13 protein-coding genes and 1 pseudogene are annotated in these 17,761 nt (G+C 44.2%); 1 reads left to right on the top strand and 13 read right to left on the bottom strand.

Features of this window, described 5'->3' with window-relative positions; translation table 11 throughout:
* Positions 1-21: 21 nt before the first annotated feature.
* Positions 22-561 (top strand): annotated as a pseudogene (locus AB4384_RS20020) (PhoH family protein); the annotation flags it as partial.
* 110 nt (positions 562-671) lie between these two features.
* On the opposite strand, the gene tldD reads toward AB4384_RS20020, so the two are convergent.
* From tldD to AB4384_RS20085, 13 genes are all read right to left on the bottom strand, one after another.
* Positions 672-2,117 (bottom strand): metalloprotease TldD, encoded by a 1,446-nt coding sequence (gene tldD / locus AB4384_RS20025; RefSeq protein ID WP_017061366.1) that lies wholly within the window; start codon positions 2,115-2,117, stop codon positions 672-674.
* A gap of 19 nt (positions 2,118-2,136) precedes the next feature.
* On the bottom strand, positions 2,137-2,949 hold the full coding sequence (locus AB4384_RS20030) for a carbon-nitrogen hydrolase family protein (protein ID WP_017061365.1): 813 nt from the start codon (positions 2,947-2,949) through the stop codon (positions 2,137-2,139).
* Between the two features lie 94 nt (positions 2,950-3,043).
* Positions 3,044-6,919 carry a YhdP family protein gene (locus AB4384_RS20035; RefSeq protein WP_372130025.1) on the bottom strand — a complete coding sequence of 1,292 codons (3,876 nt, stop codon included), beginning with the start codon at positions 6,917-6,919 and terminating at the stop codon, positions 3,044-3,046.
* A 10-nt stretch (positions 6,920-6,929) separates the two neighbouring features.
* Positions 6,930-8,399, bottom strand: coding sequence for a ribonuclease G (gene rng / locus AB4384_RS20040; RefSeq protein ID WP_017061363.1), 1,470 nt, complete (start codon positions 8,397-8,399; stop codon positions 6,930-6,932).
* Between the two features lie 20 nt (positions 8,400-8,419).
* Entirely contained in the window at positions 8,420-9,043 is a 624-nt protein-coding gene (locus tag AB4384_RS20045; RefSeq protein ID WP_372054815.1) for a nucleoside triphosphate pyrophosphatase, read from the bottom strand.
* A 7-nt stretch (positions 9,044-9,050) separates the two neighbouring features.
* On the bottom strand, positions 9,051-9,539 hold the full coding sequence (gene mreD, locus AB4384_RS20050) for a rod shape-determining protein MreD (protein WP_004735926.1): 489 nt from the start codon (positions 9,537-9,539) through the stop codon (positions 9,051-9,053).
* Positions 9,529-10,416 carry a rod shape-determining protein MreC gene (gene mreC / locus AB4384_RS20055; RefSeq protein ID WP_004735927.1) on the bottom strand — a complete coding sequence of 296 codons (888 nt, stop codon included), beginning with the start codon at positions 10,414-10,416 and terminating at the stop codon, positions 9,529-9,531. Before mreC ends, mreD begins: the two co-directional genes overlap by 11 nt.
* 94 nt (positions 10,417-10,510) lie before the next feature.
* Positions 10,511-11,554 (bottom strand): rod shape-determining protein, encoded by a 1,044-nt coding sequence (locus tag AB4384_RS20060; RefSeq protein ID WP_017068734.1) that lies wholly within the window; start codon positions 11,552-11,554, stop codon positions 10,511-10,513.
* A 150-nt stretch (positions 11,555-11,704) separates the two neighbouring features.
* On the bottom strand, positions 11,705-15,610 hold the full coding sequence (locus AB4384_RS20065; protein WP_372130026.1) for a DUF6701 domain-containing protein: 3,906 nt from the start codon (positions 15,608-15,610) through the stop codon (positions 11,705-11,707).
* A 3-nt stretch (positions 15,611-15,613) separates the two neighbouring features.
* A complete protein-coding gene (locus AB4384_RS20070) occupies positions 15,614-16,057 on the bottom strand; it encodes a hypothetical protein (protein WP_029235849.1) in 444 nt (147 codons plus the stop codon).
* Positions 16,047-16,790 (bottom strand): PilW family protein, encoded by a 744-nt coding sequence (locus AB4384_RS20075; RefSeq protein ID WP_017066956.1) that lies wholly within the window; start codon positions 16,788-16,790, stop codon positions 16,047-16,049. Before AB4384_RS20075 ends, AB4384_RS20070 begins: the two co-directional genes overlap by 11 nt.
* A complete protein-coding gene (locus tag AB4384_RS20080; RefSeq protein ID WP_016790948.1) occupies positions 16,790-17,179 on the bottom strand; it encodes a prepilin-type N-terminal cleavage/methylation domain-containing protein in 390 nt (129 codons plus the stop codon). The genes AB4384_RS20075 and AB4384_RS20080 overlap by 1 nt, the downstream gene beginning before the upstream one ends.
* Positions 17,179-17,685: a prepilin-type N-terminal cleavage/methylation domain-containing protein gene (locus AB4384_RS20085; RefSeq protein WP_161749892.1), complete on the bottom strand. Its 507-nt coding sequence runs from the start codon at positions 17,683-17,685 to the stop codon at positions 17,179-17,181. Before AB4384_RS20085 ends, AB4384_RS20080 begins: the two co-directional genes overlap by 1 nt.
* Positions 17,686-17,761: the final 76 nt, after the last annotated feature.

Raw genomic sequence — 17,761 nt, forward strand, 5'->3', positions numbered from 1 at the left:
TAATGTAATTTAGCATACCTAAAAACACTGCTTGCTATGGCTGCTGCACTTGAACAAACCATTGAACGTAAGCAATTCGATAAGATCATCGTAACCCGCAACACGCCCGATATTGGCGAGTCGATTGGCTTTCTTCCCGGAACCGAGGAAGAAAAGATGTTGCCATGGTTAGCAGCAGTAACGGATACCTTAGAGGCGCTACACAAAAATGATCATTGCACAGAAGGCTCAATGAAATACATCTGTGATAAAGCCAATATCCAATTCAAATCGATCAACTTTATGCGTGGCCGCTCGATCCAAAATGCGTTCGTTCTTCTCGACGAGTGCCAAAACCTAACCGCTTCACAAATCAAAACCATCATCACCCGCTGTGGTGAAGGCACCAAGATTGTCTGTTCAGGAAACCTAGCTCAGATAGATTCTTCCTACTTAACCCCTGTGACTTCAGGTTTAACCTACATGGTTGAGCGTTTTAAAAACTTCGAAGGCAGTGCCAATATCCACCTCAATGGCGTGGTACGTAGCCGACTTGCAGAGTTTGCCGAAGAGAACATGTAGCAACTCGATACACTCACACTGAATCCGTAATCTAAAAACAAAAAGCGCCTCACATTGGAGGCGCTTTTCAATTTAATCTTTTGAAGTAAGTTGGCAGAGATTCTTCTGAATTACTCAGTACCACCAACGGTTAGCGAGTCTAGTTTCAATGTTGGTTGACCAACACCCACTGGCACACTTTGACCAGCCTTACCACACACACCCACACCACGGTCGATGCTTAGGTCGTTACCCACCATAGACACCTGCTGCATCGCTTCGATACCAGAACCGATTAGCGTCGCGCCTTTCACTGGGTGAGTGATCTTACCGTTTTCAATCATGTACGCTTCAGACGCTGAGAATACGAACTTACCTGATGTGATATCGACCTGACCGCCACCGAAGTTCGGTGCGTAGATACCTTTCTCAACCGTCGCGATGATCTCTTCCGGTGTGTGTTCGCCCGGTAGCATGTATGTATTCGTCATACGTGGCATTGGAAGATGCGCGTATGACTCACGACGACCATTACCTGTCGGTGCTACACCCATTAGACGAGCGTTCAGCTTATCTTGCATGTAACCTTTTAGGATGCCGTTTTCGATTAACGTATTGTACTGACCGTTAACACCTTCATCATCGACGTTCAATGAACCGCGTAGATCCGTTAATGTACCGTCATCGACAATCGTACATAGGCTTGAAGTTACTTGCTCACCAACTTTGCCGGAGAATACTGACGACTCTTTACGGTTGAAGTCGCCTTCTAAACCGTGGCCTACCGCTTCATGCAGCAGAACGCCCGGCCAACCAGAACCAAGAACCACAGGCATGGCACCAGCAGGCGCTGCAACCGCTTCAAGGTTAACTAATGCTTGGCGAATCGCTTCATCCGCAAATTGGTAAGCAACTTGAGTGCCTTTGTCATCACTTAAGAAGAAGTCGTAACCAAAACGGCCACCACCACCAGCGCTACCACGCTCACGACGATCACCCTTCTGTGCAAGTACGCTAATAGACAAGCGAACCAGCGGACGAATATCACCAGCGTAAGTGCCATCAGTCGCAGCAACCAGCATCTGCTCATGCACACCACTTAAACTCACCGATACTTCAGTCACCATCGGCTCTTTAGTGCGAATGTAAGCATCTAATGATTTTAGTAATTCTGTTTTCTGCTGTTTTTCCCAACTCGCAAGCGGGTTAACTGCATCATAGTAAGCTTGATTAGAGTTGCGTTTGAACGCTTGAACCTTGCCGTTTTGACCTTGTTTAGCAATACCACGAGCCGCAATTGCGCTCTGCTTAAGACCATCCAATTGGATTTGGTCAGAGTAAGCAAAACCAGTCTTTTCACCAGATACTGCACGAACGCCAACACCGCAATCGATATTGAAAGAGCCGTCTTTAATAATGCTGTCTTCTAGCACTAAAGATTCGTGCCAGCTTGACTGAAAGTAGATATCAGCATAATCAATTTGGCGGGTAGCAATACTCGCCAATGTATCTGCGATATTTTGCTCCGTAAGCCCTGTCGGGTTCAGTAGCGCTTCTTCAATTTGATTAATGCTCATAGATGGCTCTTGTTTGTAATTAAAATTGATTGGTAAATCGAGAGTGTTGCGCGATGGGCATATTTTGCCTAATGGACTCGCAACTGGATGTGTCTATCTCAACCACCATACTTTTAGGATCTTGGTCTAACTGTGCGACCACTCGTCCCCATGGATCAACCACCATTGAGTGTCCCCATGTTTCTCTTTGGCAAGGGTGTTTTCCGCCTTGACCTACCGCGACAATCCACGACTGTGTTTCAACCGCGCGGCATCTTAATAGTACTTCCCAGTGCGCTTGACCCGTTACCGCTGTAAAAGCCGCAGGCACCACAATGATTTGTGCCCCTTGCTTACGTAACTCTGAATACAAGTGTGGAAAGCGCACATCATAACAAATACTCAAACCTAAGCGACCAAAAGGCGTTTCCGCTGTCACAACTTGGTTGCCCGGAGTGAAAATATCCGACTCTCGATAGCACTTATGGGCGTCAGCGACATCCACATCAAACATGTGTAGCTTGTCGTAATGAGCAACGAGGCAACCAAAATCATCAATCACCAAGGTGGTGGTCGTCACTCCGTTAGTTGTGCTTATCGGCATACTGCCAATGACGATCCAAATTCTGTGAAGCTTTGCTAGCTCAGAGATTTTCTTTTGCAGTGGGCCATCATTAAAAGGCTCAGCACACTGGTGATAGTCGGCTTTACTGCCAAAAACTAACGCGTTTTCAGGGCAAACAACCCACTTAGCCCCCAACTCTTTGCACTTTGCAACTTCTTGAGCAAGGTACTCAAAGTTCAATTCAGGGCTGGGGCCAGATGTCATTTGAATCAACCCAACACAATCCATGTGTATCGCTCCTCCATTCATTATGATTCAGAAATCAGCATTTCACCGTATATTCGCTGACTCGGGCATAAGGTCTTTTCGGCTAATTTAAGGCCTATTCAGCTAATTTTCTCAGCTTCTCTGGCAGCTGAAACTCGCCAGAGCTACGAGAAAGTTCGCTCACCGTTGGTGAATCCAATGGTCCTTTCACCGAATAATTTACTTGGGTAAAGACTTCCACAACTGGCGAGATAACCGTGGTCACCGCCAATACGTACAGCGCCGTTTGAGGGGTTACCGCAAAGGCCGTTAATACGGGAATACCCGAGGTAATATCTGGGGTAAAGTTCACCTCAGCATCAACCTGACGCGTGTTGAGGTTAGCGATACCTTTGATTTTCATCTCACCTGCGACCGCATCCATGTTCAGATCATTGGTCAGGAAGATACCATTTTGAATCTCGCCCGTTCCGGTGATGCTGTTGAAGGCCATACCTTTATCAAACACATCTGAGAAATCGAGCTGCATCTTACGGATGATCGAATCTAGGCTAAACAGGCCAAGTAATCGAGCTGCGCCGCTCACATCCGAGATAATGCCTTTACCAAACTTGGTTTTAACGTTGCCATCAAGGGTATCCATTTTGATTCCCCAAGGCGAACCATCCCAATTTAGTTGACCTTCCAACGCGAATGGCGCTTTTTGAATCCCGGAAGTAATACCAAAGCGCTCCATGAGCTCGCTGTTGTTTTCACCTTCAACATCAACGGTTAACGATGAATGACTCTTGTCACCTTGCAGTTCCCACCAGCCACTCACATCCGCTTTGTTACCGCCGCTTCGCACCTGGATTTTGTTCCACTCGATACGATCTTCGTTCCTCGTCATTTCAACATCGACCTTACCCACCTTGTAGCCTTGCAGCCAAAAGTCGTTCAGCGTCAGGGTCAGGTTTGGCATCGCATCGTGGATCTCTCTATCCAATTTGGATATCAATGGCGCAGCTTGTTCTTTACGTTGCAGCAGTTGCTGATCTTGGTTGTTCTTATCACTCCACTCAGGAACAAACAGATGCAGACGATCCAGTGAAACTGTCAAATCATAAGGAGGCAGGTAGTTAATATCCCCTTCTAGCTCTTGGCTAGACACTTCCATTTGCCACGCCTGTTTGTTCTTACTAGCACTAAAATCGACGTCATTCCAAGAGATACCACCCAAGATCAGCTCTTTACTCTCAAAGGTAATACGGCTTGGCGCAGGTATGGTTGGCGTGTTCATTTGACTAAGTACAGCCGTTGAAGGCTTTACCGGTTCCATTACAACCGATAACCAATCATCGGCATTGAATTTGTCTGTACGAATCAGGGCGTGATGGCCCACCACCGGGCTAATTTTGTAGCCACCGCGACCAAGCACTAAGTTGGTCGCCGTTAACTCAGGCACGTCGCCTGTGATATCAATCTCAGCTTGGTACTTGGTGTTTGGCAATTGCAGGCGCGCGGTAATCGTCTCTTGGTTACCCGATGCCTGTAGCCTTGCAGAGCCACTTTCTAGTGATTTTTTCGCCAATGGATATGGGTAATCACTCGCCAAGTATTTTAGGTCTGACTGTAAGTCTAGTTGGTAGGTAAAGCCGATATCATTCAGCTGGATATCAATCTGGCTTTGCCATTGCGCATGACCTGATAAGCGGCTTAACCATTGCTCACCGATGTAAGGTTCTAGAGGCTTGACGTCCCAATCACCTAACACATCAATATCAACTGCATAGCCAGGACCATCATTAAGGCCCTTAAAATCAAGCGAGATACCTTGGTTAAGCAGATCCGCAGCGAGGCCATTTGCCGTCACTACGTCATTATCAAATTCAATTCGACCCGTGGTGTTCTCGAGCACCATTGGCGGCGCTTCAATCTCAACATGGTTGCCACTTAAGTCGGCGTAACCCCATGCTCTTGCTTCTTTTTCAGAATCAAACGGAATATTCAGCTGGAACTCAGAAGAGACATCACCACTCACTTGAAGTGCGGTTAAGGCTGCGCCTACCGAGCCCACCAGTGGCGAAGACGTCATGTAATCGCGTACTGCGTTGCCAGACGCCGTCGCTTTAGCTTCAATTTCAATATGGCCGCCTTCCCCTAAATAAGGAATGCGTCCTGTGATTCGATCTGCCGTCACATCCATCAGTTGAGCTGAGCGAGAATCCAGATGCATCGCATCATTTTCAAACAACAGATCAAGCTGAAGATCAGTAATCAGTGGCCACGCGGTATCAAAGCTGAATTTCGCATCTTCTAAGCCAACCCAAACCTGGAAAATACCATCATGATTGGTGTATGGATATTGCGCCAACTCACCATGCCACAACAGTTTTACGGTATCCGCTTTACCTGCTTGAATCGCTGTAGAAAGATAATCGGTAAGGTCTTGTCCAAGTGCTAATGTTGGCAGATAGCGCCATGTCTCGCCGACATTGTAAGCGTCCGCTTCACCGTAGAACGATAAAAATGGGCTCGCATCATTTGGGAAGTCTAAGCGGAATGCACCTAGTACTTGTAGATCTGGCGTGGCTGCCGTGACTTTGTCAGACCAAAGCCTCCAGCCGTTTTCATCTTGCTGCCAAACAATATCAACCTGACCTTGTTTGATATTCAAAGGAGCTTGGAATACGTCACCGTAAGGGAATACATCGTCAATAACATGCAGGCTTGCTTTCGCTTCTGATGCAGAGCCAAACACGCTACCGGACACTTGGCTAAAGCCTGGGACTAGTTCCCATTGCTCGATAGCAAGATCAGAGAAGCTCGCTGAATAACGCAGACTCTCGATACCTGAATCCATGGAAACACGGATATCAGAAACAGAGCCGCCCGGCGCCAATACGTTAATCATTTTGGTTGATTGTTCAGAGTCAGGCAGCAGCTTAATCAACGGAGTAATAGTCGCAATATCCAGCTCAGAAATGTTGAGTTGCCATGGACCTTGATTCCACTTGAACGCTACGTCGAGTTCCGGCCAAGGTGTGTCATCCGTTCTAAGGTTTAGTGAGTGACCATTTACTTGCCAACCATCATCAGTCGGCGACAACTTAAAGACACCGGACTCAAGCATGAGGTCATGCTCGCCATCTTCGTTCCACGCCAGTTCTGAGGGTAAAACCTCAACATAAGCGCTCACTGGCTTGCTATTTCGCAGCGTAAGCCAGCTATTCAAGCTCACAGTACCCGTTTCAATGCCGGATTCCGCCTGCATATAATGCGTAAGCCATGGCTTAACAGAAATGCTGTCGGCACTGACATAAAACTCACCAGTCACATCAGTCAGTGACCCACCATCAATAAAGTTAGCACTAACTGACAGAGAGTTTAGATTGGCATCTTTGATACTCACCACACCTTCAGCAAGGTGATGTTTGTCTGAATTTTGCCATTTTAAGGTTTCTATATCGAGCTGACGTTCTTCACCCGAAACAGAGTGATAAAGAATAGAAGAATCTTTTGCAGTTACATCGACGAGTGTTTTTAGCAGTAAATTATCGAGCTCTTGTATCACTCGCTTGGAAGACTCGGGATCTGTAGGTTCGTCTTTGCCATTTTGTCCGGCAAACAGATCAATTGAGCGGATATCAAGATACATTTGATTCATGACTAGATCGGCCACAACCGGGCGCATCTGCACGAGCGATTGAATCAAGTCAAACTCGACTTCAACACGCTCAACAGAGAAGGTCACATCTTCTGCATTGGGGAGGCTAGCTTTAACGCCTTGCAGAGCAATAGAGGGGTGAGTGTTACGCCAAAAACCGCCCACATCTTGAATCGAAAAATCAAAACCGGAGTGTTGGTTTACCCAAAGCTCAATTTCAGATTGATACTTGTTTAAATTGGGCAAGGCTACACGCAGTGTAGTAACGGCAATGGCTAGCGTTACTAAGAGAGTAACCACTAACCATAAACATGCACGTAGAATCAGAGTAACGCTTGAGCTCACAAAATTTCCATTACATCATAACAACATCAAACTGCTCTTGTATGTACAGAGGCTCAGCCTGGATTTTAACTTGCTTACCAATAAAGACTTCAAGCTCCGCAAGCGCATGAGATTCATCGCCCTCTAACGCCTCAGCTACGGCAGCTGCCGCATAGACCACAAATTTATCGGCGTCGTACGCACGATTCACTCGCGTGATCTCTCGAAGAATTTCATAACAAACGGTTTCAACTGTCTTCACACTGCCGCGGCCTTCACAAGCAGGACAGCTCGAACATAGGATATGCTCAATACTTTCACGAGTACGTTTACGAGTCATCTCAACCAAACCAAGCTGCGTGAAGCCATTAATATTGGTTTTCACACGGTCTTTGTCGAGCGCAGCCTCTAAAGAAGTTAGTACTCGCTTACGATGTTCCTCAGACAACATATCAATAAAGTCGATAATGATGATGCCACCTAGGTTACGCAGACGTAGCTGGCGAGCAATCGCTTGAGTCGCTTCTACGTTGGTGTTGAAAATCGTCTCTTCTAGATTACGACGACCAACAAACGCGCCAGTGTTGATATCAACCGTGGTCATCGCTTCAGTTTGGTCGATAATCAGATATCCACCAGACTTTAATTCGACTTTACGATCCAATGAACGCTGAATTTCGTTCTCGGTATCGTACATATCAAAGATAGGCTTATCACCTTCATACAGCTCAAGCTTGTCTGTCAGCTCAGGCACGTATTCAGAGGTAAACTCTTTTAGGTTTTCATATTCTAGACGAGAATCGACCTGAATCTTGCTCAGCTCAGTACCGACGAAGTCACGTAAGATACGTTGGCTTAAGCAAAGCTCACCATACAAACGAGTACGCGCCTTGTGCTTACCACGACGCTCTAATACTTTTAGCCATAATCGCTTCAAGAATGCGGCATCTTGTGCCAACTCATTTGAATCTGCACCTTCTGCTGCTGTGCGGATGATGAAGCCACCGTGTTCGTCACAGTAACGAGACACGACTTTTTTAAGACGGTTACGTTCAGACTCGCTGTCGATACGTTGAGATACACCAACATGACTTGCGCCCGGCATAAATACCAGATAACGAGACGGTAGAGTGATATCAGTGGTTAAGCGAGCACCTTTAGTACCAAGAGGGTCTTTGACCACTTGCACCACAATGTCTTGCCCTTGACGGACAAGCTCTGAAATATCACGAACCTGAAATTGTTTCTTTTCGTTTTCAGCGACACATTCAGTGTGTGGGACAATATCAGAGGCGTGTAAAAAAGCTGCTTTCTCAAGGCCTATATCCACAAAAGCCGCCTGCATTCCCGGAAGAACACGGCTTACACGTCCTTTATAGATATTTCCTACGATACCGCGTCGAGCATCTCGTTCGACATGGATCTCTTGAAGAGCCCCCCCTTCAATCATGGCCACACGAGTTTCACTCGGGGTCACGTTCAGCAACAATTCAGCACTCATGGTGCACCTCAGATTAGTAATTATAAGAATTCTTGCAGTAGCTGGTCCGTTTCAAATAAAGGTAAGCCGACAACGGCGTAATAACTACCTTCGATTCGGGTGACAAAGCGTCCGCCCAAACCTTGGATCCCATAGCTACCGGCTTTATCGCATGGCTCCCCTGTTTGCCAGTATTGTTCTATTTCTTTTTCACTGAGGGGTTTAAACCATACGTCGGTAATAATGACTTCTGTTCTTTGTTTTTCTTCTGAAACCACAGAAACCGCCGTCATCACTTGGTGACGTTCATTCGCTAACTGAGTAAGCATGCGCTTAGAGTCAGCAAAATCGGTGGGTTTCTCAAGCACTTGCCCTTGGCTTACGACGACTGTGTCAGAACCAAGAACGACTATATCAGAGCCATGATCTACAGTATCAGAACTAGAAACGACATGCTGCCTTTCAGAAGGGTTATCTTTCAATAAAAACAACGCAGCTAAAGCTTTATCTAAAGATAGTCGCTTAACATATTCTTCGGCGGTTTCTTGAGCGTGTTTACACTCTTCAACATCGGTTACGAGGACAGAAAACTCATAACCGAGTTGAGATAGCAATTCTTTGCGGCGTGGAGAGCCGGATGCCAAAACTAAATGTTTCTTTTCCATCGTCACGCTACCTCACATGCCAATGGCGACGCACGCGTCTCATTAATAAAAACATCCAAGGCCAAAGTATACAGTTTATCAATGCGCTCCATAACGATAACGGATTGAAAACAACATCTTGGATCAAATATTCACCAAAGAAGATCAACACCTCAAACAAGACCGTTAACGCGGCAATGATCATCGCTTGCTGCCATAACGCCATGTTACGAATGACGAGGAAGTTCATCGCAATAATGTACATCACTATTGCCATCATCATGCCTCGAATACCCAGAGTAGAGCCGATCAAAAGGTCCCACAATAAGCCTAAAATCAAAGCACTACCCACGTTAACACGATGCGGTAGAGCCAAAACCCAGTAACACGTAACCAGCAGCAACCAAGATGGTCTAAATAGATCTAAGCTACCAGGCCAAGGGATCGTTTGCAGAATAAGGGCTACTAAAAATGAGCAGCCAATTACGACCTTGCTTCTTAAAACGCTATTGGCCATCTTCGCCCTCTAACAATGCTTGTTCTATGCTCGATTGATCCGCTTGCATCTGTTTGTTTTCATCAGGCCATACAAGCAGCAGGTATCTGAGCTTATCGAACTCAACCACAGGCTCTGCTTTAATCACAGCGAACTCACGTTTCGGGTCGTAATCAACGGCCGTAACATAGGCGACTGGATAACCTTCTGGATATACCCCACCAAGACCTGATGTCACCAACAGATCTTCTTCTTGTATATCGGTACTGGTTGGAATGTGCTCTAGCTGGATCTCATCAATCATGCCATTGCCCGAAGCAATCACACGGATGTCATTACGAATAACCTGAACAGGAATCGCATTGTTTGCATCAGTGAGTAGTAATACACGACTATTATGAGCAGCAACGAAAGTGACTTGGCCGACAATGCCTTTTTCGTTGATCACCGGCTGACCTTCATACACCCCATCAATCTGACCTTTGTCGATCACGACTTGATGGCGATATGGTGAAGTGTCTACCGCCATAACTTCTGTGACGACTTTCTTCTCATCACGGATAAACGGCGAGCCTAACAGCTTACGAAGGCGCTTGTTTTCTTCTTGATATTGCTCAAGCAGAATCAGCTCGCTCTTCAGACGCAAGACTTCTCGTTTAATATTATGGTTAGATTCAATTAACCCTTTGCGAGTGCTAAAACGGTCGTAAACACCATCGAACATAGTGCGAGGCAAGTTGGCTGCATATTGAATAGGCGCAACCATGCTGTTTAATAGATAGCGAACATTTGAGAAAGCATCTAAACGACTATCAGCCAGCATAAGGCTGGCTGATAAAATTACAGCAAAAAACAGGCGCAATTGTAGAGAGGGACCTCTACCAAAAATTGGCTTCATTCTATATTTGGTCCTAGAGCTACATTTGATCCTATAGACAAGGTCCTAGGCTCTTTACATAAAACTAGATAAGAAAAGAGCCTAACACTAGATATTATTCTTCGCTGAACAGATCGCCGCCGTGCATGTCGATCATCTCTAGAGCTTTACCGCCACCTAGAGCAACACACGTTAATGGCTCTTCTGCAACAACAACAGGGATACCTGTTTCTTCTGTTAACAGGCGATCAAGGTCTTTAAGCAGTGCACCACCACCTGTTAGTACCATACCGTTTTCTGAGATATCAGAAGCCAGCTCTGGTGGACACTGTTCAAGTGCAACCATCACTGCAGATACGATGCCAGATAGAGGTTCTTGAAGTGCTTCAAGGATTTCGTTTGAGTTTAGGCTAAAGCTACGAGGCACACCTTCAGCAAGGTTACGACCGCGAACTTCGATCTCATTGACTTCATCGCCAGGGTAAGCTGAACCGATTTCGTGTTTGATCTTCTCTGCTGTCGCTTCACCGATCAAGCTGCCGTAGTTACGACGAACGTAGTTGATGATCGCTTCATCAAAACGGTCACCACCAATGCGAACAGAAGACGAGTAAACCACACCGTTCAGTGAGATAACCGCAACTTCAGTAGTACCACCACCGATATCAACAACCATTGAACCTGTTGGCTCAGAGACACGTAGGCCAGCACCAATCGCAGCAGCCATAGGCTCATCGATTAGGTAAACCTCACGAGCACCAGCACCTAACGCTGATTCACGGATAGCACGACGCTCAACCTGTGTTGAACCACAAGGTACACAAACCAAAACACGAGGACTTGGTTTAAGCACACTGTTGTCATGCACTTGTTTGATGAAGTGCTGAAGCATTTTTTCCGTTACGTAAAAGTCGGCAATTACACCGTCTTTCATTGGACGGATCGCTGAGATGTTACCAGGCGTACGACCAAGCATTTGCTTAGCAGCGTGGCCAACAGCAGCGACACTCTTTGCAGAACCCGCACGATCTTGGCGAATAGCTACAACTGAAGGCTCATCAAGAACAATGCCTTGGCCTTTTACATAAATAAGGGTATTGGCTGTACCTAAATCAATCGATAGGTCGTTTGAAAACATGCCACGAAGTTTTTTAAACATATTCTTCGCTCATCCTGCAAGAATTAGAAGACAAAAATTGCACTAAATGTACCAATGCCTTGCTGTTACGGCAAGGCATTGAAGTACAAACATGGACTGAAACCCGCAATTTCTTACAGATTCCTAACTTAAGGGGCAAAAATTATATTATTACTGACCTGTTAAGCCACTTTCACCTCGGTAGATCACACGATCGTTACCACGGTAGATACCAAATGTGACGACGGTGGAGGGATCTTCATCGCCTAAGCCTCTCCAGTTATACTGTAGCCAAGGTTGAGTTCCCTTACTTCCAAAACAAGTAGCTCCACTTGGTGAACTACCCTGCCTTAAAAACAACCTGACTTGCTCACGACGACTAGTATCTTGCTTAGCAATAAGGTTACTTGATACCCCCTTCAATACTGAGACAATATCATCACTTCCATTATCATCTGTATCGCTAGTTAATTTGGCATCTGTAACCTCTGAATCATGCCAAATTTTAGTTACACAGTAATCACTACCATTAAACTGGCTTCCACTGTCATCTGAATTAATCTCAAATTTACTTCCAGACCAATACTGAACTTCTAATGGAACTTGGATACTACTACCTTGATTACCTCCTACATCTTTGAGAGACATCCTTCCATATCTAAAATCCGGTTGAGCATTAAACTTTGTACCATTGGTATAATCTGTATTAGTATTGTCTAAGTCTAGAAATTGTAAATCTACACCATCAACTTTATCACTGACCCACACCCCAAATTCACTAGTAGTGTCATCGTACGGGCCATCTTCACTAGCTAGCCTTAAGAATTCATAATCAAAATTTTCAATTGTTAAACGAGCCGAAGACCAATCATCTTCTCCCCAACTAATGTGGTCCGCATCCTTTTCTCCTGATAACCAAACCCTTGTATTTAAAACTGCACCATCTTCTTCGTTTATCGCTACATGCTTAATCGATGCCTTTAATGAATCCGCAAATAGACCATAGTTAGTCACTGGTTCGTTATCTCGATTGCGGGCTTCAACGATAAAATTGAAAGAAATACCCTGTGCCATATAAGCAAAACTATCCTGACCGCTAGAATAGTTCCAACTGTTACTAATAAGTGTTAAGTAATCAGGATAAAAACGACCTATATTCTTGTTTCCAGAAAATCCGCCAAGAATCTTGCCATAAAAGCTGCTCGAGTCTTCGGTCACTTCAAAATTTATACTACCAACTTCTGAATAATTTAAACTTTTGAATTTATAACCATTATCATCAAGACTAATATCGGAACTAGACTGAGTCAATTGGCTACCAGGCTCTAAGCTACCAAGCACTGCACCATTATTGCTAGGAGTATCCAGAGTATGAGTTGCAACGACAGCACCAGAGGACAGCAAATAGTTTTGTGTTACTAAGCTATTGTTACACGAAGGGTTAGCGTTACTCGAGAATCTAATTGGTTTAGCAAACACGTCAAACTCTTCCCCCGCTGCAACAAACGCATTCCCACCACTGCTGTTACCATCAGAATTGCTGCCCGTACAAATAGCAAATTGCCAAGGACGAGAGTAGACGGAGAAACTTCCCTCTAAATCGTAACTCCCATCATCAGGACAACCCGCGAAACCAGTACAATCAAAACTGCTGTCTTTTAAAGTGACATTGAAAAGGCCTGATTCAGAAATAGTTAAGTCTGTTGAGGCGATGCCTTTTTTGAACTCAGGTAAGTAAGTCAGCGAACCATCGGAGCCACTCCAAGAGCTATCAAGCTCATGAGTAATAGTAACTTCATCACCAGCTTCACCTGCATAATTTTCAGCAACAACAATTGAGCCCCCTAGGTCGCAGGCTAAAACTTTAGTTACCGTAGGAGTAGCTTGCCCCGCAATAACGTCAAGACGATTGGTTGGAGTATTGCCATCCACTAAAGAGAATTTAAATGGTACGAACTTAAACTGGCTTTCAACCTCTTTACCAGAATCATCGACTAATGTCGCCGTTAGCTTATAACCTGTATCAAAATCAATATTGGCAGTATCTTTAGCGACAACTTTTAAAGTTAATTCACCATCGTCATTTGAAACATAATTAGGGTAAGTACCTGAACCTTGTCCTTGCAGTACAGAAACGTCGAATTCATCAGCGTCTGGCGTAATACTCACCGTAACACCTAGGCTTCCCGCCACACCATTATTAGAGGTATTAATGGTAAATTGAAGGGAGTCGTCGCCACACATCAAAGCTAAATCGGTTGCTGGGGAAATATCAATTTCATAGTCATCCGAAGGTTGAAAACAATGATTGTCAGTCGCAATAATCTTAGAAGTATTCCTCAGGCTAATAGCCTTAGCAGTAACTGCACCATAGACCGTTGACTGGTTTCTCATAATGACATCGACTTCGCTATATAAAAGACCTCTAAACTCACTCCGGTTGGCAAAGTTAACAGTAGAGTTTTGCAATGCGTGGATAAAAACTACTAGTTGCCCATCACCTTCTTCACCGAAAAATGAATCATTATTACTTAAATTCACTTTTCCTATGTGAATAATAACTTTTTCTCCGTCAGGGATAATGACTCTCCCTGCGTTATTAATATCCAAACTACCGACCCAGTATGTGCCGCTATAAAATGTTACAGAGCCTTTTCCAACACTCAAACTTCCTATTGATTCATTATTAGAAAATTCTGCATCATCCTGCCATACATTTACAGTCTCCAGTCCATTATCAGGAGATTGGAAGCTTTCTAGTTCTTGCTTATTAACCAACAATCCTTCTTCACCATAACACTCCGTACTATCACAAGCGCTCTCCTTCTTATTTCCTGTTATCGTATTTTGAGGAAACCCTATATACCTCTTTCCATTTGATACTAACGCTCCTTCTATCCCCTCCGATGTATCCAACAAAATATAAGTATTCTCGTTATTTTTCCATGTTTGAGCTGGTGAAGGGAATAACTGACAAATTTCACTCGTTGGCGGCTTATCAAATAAAAAGTACGAATAGGGCTCTACAACATGCGCACGTTCATAATCTTGAGTCATGTCTTCTTCGTTGATTAAAGCAACACCAGTTTTCGATACTGAACAGCGCCTCAACCAGCCGCCATTGTTACCATTACGTGTACGCTTTGACGCGAGTAATGTAGGGATACCCGAAAAACCAGAAGCTGAAAAATCTTGTACAAGCTGACAACCTTCTGTGATTGGTTTGATAACCCTATCATCGATATTCAGCGTATTTGATGTTGACCCTTGGCCAAGCCAAAATTTCTGCCCATTTATAAACCCTTCTCCTAGCCCTGCGACAAAAGCAACTTGTTCATTACTAGTAAGCTGAGCATTAGATGAAACTTCTGAACGATCAAGGACTAGATTAAATGCATTTGTTGTCGGGTTTAGAGCTATTGGGGTTAACCAAACAGGAGCGCTACCTTGCATATTGCTCAAGCTTTGAATCTGTACTAAAACGCCCGGAGAAGAGCTAAAGTTGGATGACAAGCCAAAATCACTGAATTGCACCAACTTACTATTATTAGACCCACCACCAACATTTGAATAAGTACGGTTATAATCAACTGTTCCTGCGACTAACTTCGCCCCACTATCAAACTCCAGTACGCCAGGTTCAATGACCAAATAATCGATATTTTCCATTGGAGCATCAACGTACTCCACTAAAGGATCGCTGGCATTGGTGCTACATCGCCACTGCCCTTTATCATTCTGCTTCAAGCGAACACACGCCGCATCATGGGGCGGAAGTAGCTGCTTTATCGTTGCCTGACTCGATGAAATAGACCAAACACGGAGATCAGAAGGGTATTCTGTCGTTTTACTATTAAAGTTTGAGCGGGTCGCATTAACCGTTGACATAACAAACACCAAAGGCGCTGAATCATAGGTTTTTTCAAACTCAATTACACACTCTACTTTTGATCCGGAAATAGTACATTTATCGGCGGGAATCGTACCGAACTCAAACTGAGGGTTAGTATTAACATTAGCTTGAACTAATGGAGATAAAAAAAGCGCAACTAATAATACAGAGAAATGCTTTATCATCGTTTATTCCCTCACCCAAACTTCTTGAATACGCTGTACTTGATTGATACCTGAACCACAAACAACCGAAGACTCTAAAACATAAAAAACAAAACCACCTAATTCACCACGACTTGAGCACTCTAAACTATTAAGAGAGCAGTTCATTGGTACTCTGGATATCAAAGATTTAGCTTCAGAAACTACACCAAGTGGCTCTAGGTTAGTACACGCGGCGGAAACAGCAGAAGAGGCAAGTGGGTCAAGGCTCGGATAAAACTGAGTCATTACATACTCATTAACAGAATGGCTTAATAGCCATGCCTGAGTGCCCAATACTGAGCGGGTATTGGTATCGTGAGTTGACCAACTGGTACGCGTTAAACTTGTCGCGAGAAACCCAACAATAACGATGACAAAAATAACTATTATAAGTGCGCTACCACGCTGTTGATAACTACGGGACATTGAGCACCTGCACTTCTTGTTCAAAGGTCGTGGTTTCACCATTAACAGTAAATGTAAAGGTTAGATCTACAATTCCATTTTGCTGAACCGTAGCCGGAGAATATAAAAGGGAGCTTTTAGCAACATTTAATTTATCACTAATGGTAACTGGCGCTCCACCATTGGCTCTTGTTAAAAAATCATCGCCAGAAAGACAGTATTCAACAGGGTTATCATCGTCAAAAATATAATGCCGATTACTCACAGACCCTCCGACCAAATCACTAGCCTGATCGACCAAAGTAAATGCAGCTCCTGAGACATTTGTTCCTGTAACTTGGCTGATATTAGTTAATGAGAATACATTATCGATATTATTAATTTCTTCGTAAGGGCGCGTTGGGTTAATAACCATTGATAAGTTTTTCAGTGATTGAATATCACTATCTGAATCGCCTACTAAAAAATTAATATCTGCCCCTGATACCACATAGAAACCAGAGTCTACGATTGGGTAAAAAGAGACACAACCGCTAGATACTGCTGAGGGGAATAGGTTTGGTACTGCATGCCTCATCTCACGTGATATTTTTTCAATAACAAAATTGGCTTCAGTTTGTAAGCGATAACGTTCTACCGTACTAAAATAACCTTTTACACCCACTTCCGTGAAATTAGCTAAACCGAGCAACAGAATGCTAGATACAACGATGGCTAGAATCAACTCGATCAATGTAAAGCCTTTCATTCGCATCAATAGTTCCCCTTAAAAGCATTAAAGGACACTGTTGGCTGCGAGCTTGAAGTAACTTCGACAATGACAGATTTAAGATTACTACTCGCGCCTGATACTGGGTCTATAGAAACCTCAACTTGAAAGTTTATGTAGGTAGATGCATCTTTAATCAAGTTGCTTAGATCCGTTTCACCATCAAACGTATCAATATCCGTATAGCTTTGAGCAAGTAACCTAGACATAACACTACTACCTAATGCTGAAGCTCGATTGTAGTAGTTTGCATCGCTAGATTGGGCAGATTGTGGAGCTAAAAAAGAGGATAATGTAAGCGCCGCAAAACCCAGTAAGACGATTACAATCACTGATTCTATTAAAGTGAATCCTTTTACATTGTTTTTCACCATCAACACCTTCCCACTTCAGCAGAAACAAAGCCTTGCTCATTAATACAAACCCAAACTCGGTTTTCTGAGTTTGCTTGTTCACTGATCTCTATACCTACTCCAGCCGAAGCTGCTAGGGTAGGATTTCCTAAAAGGTCAAATTCCAGGGTGTTATCTGTAAGATCAGGTTGGTAGCGAAATAAGTACCCATGTTCCAACACACGATCACTTCGCGAAACTGACTCTTCGTCGGATGAGCACGCATTAGATGAACCAAGACAATTTCCATCAGCCACGAGTTGAAAATTATCTTGGTCTAAAGGAGATGACGAATCAAGGTTGGATTGCATGCGGTTGACTTGAACCTGCCTAACAACTGAAATGACTTGATCTTGTAAGGCATAAAGTTCAAAGCTACTTCGACCGGACATACGTGATACAGCGGTAATAGATACGATAGCAAGAATAATGATAACGATGATCAGCTCTACCAGAGTAAAGCCGTTGGATTTTGGGCTGCTATCCATAATGAGCCTCTAACTGTCTAGCGAATACTGATTATACAAGATAACGAAGCTTTCGATATTATGTATATGAATAGTT

The sequence above is a fragment of the Vibrio sp. 10N.261.51.A4 genome (assembly GCF_041471945.1).
GTDB classification, from domain to species: domain Bacteria; phylum Pseudomonadota; class Gammaproteobacteria; order Enterobacterales; family Vibrionaceae; genus Vibrio; species Vibrio crassostreae_C.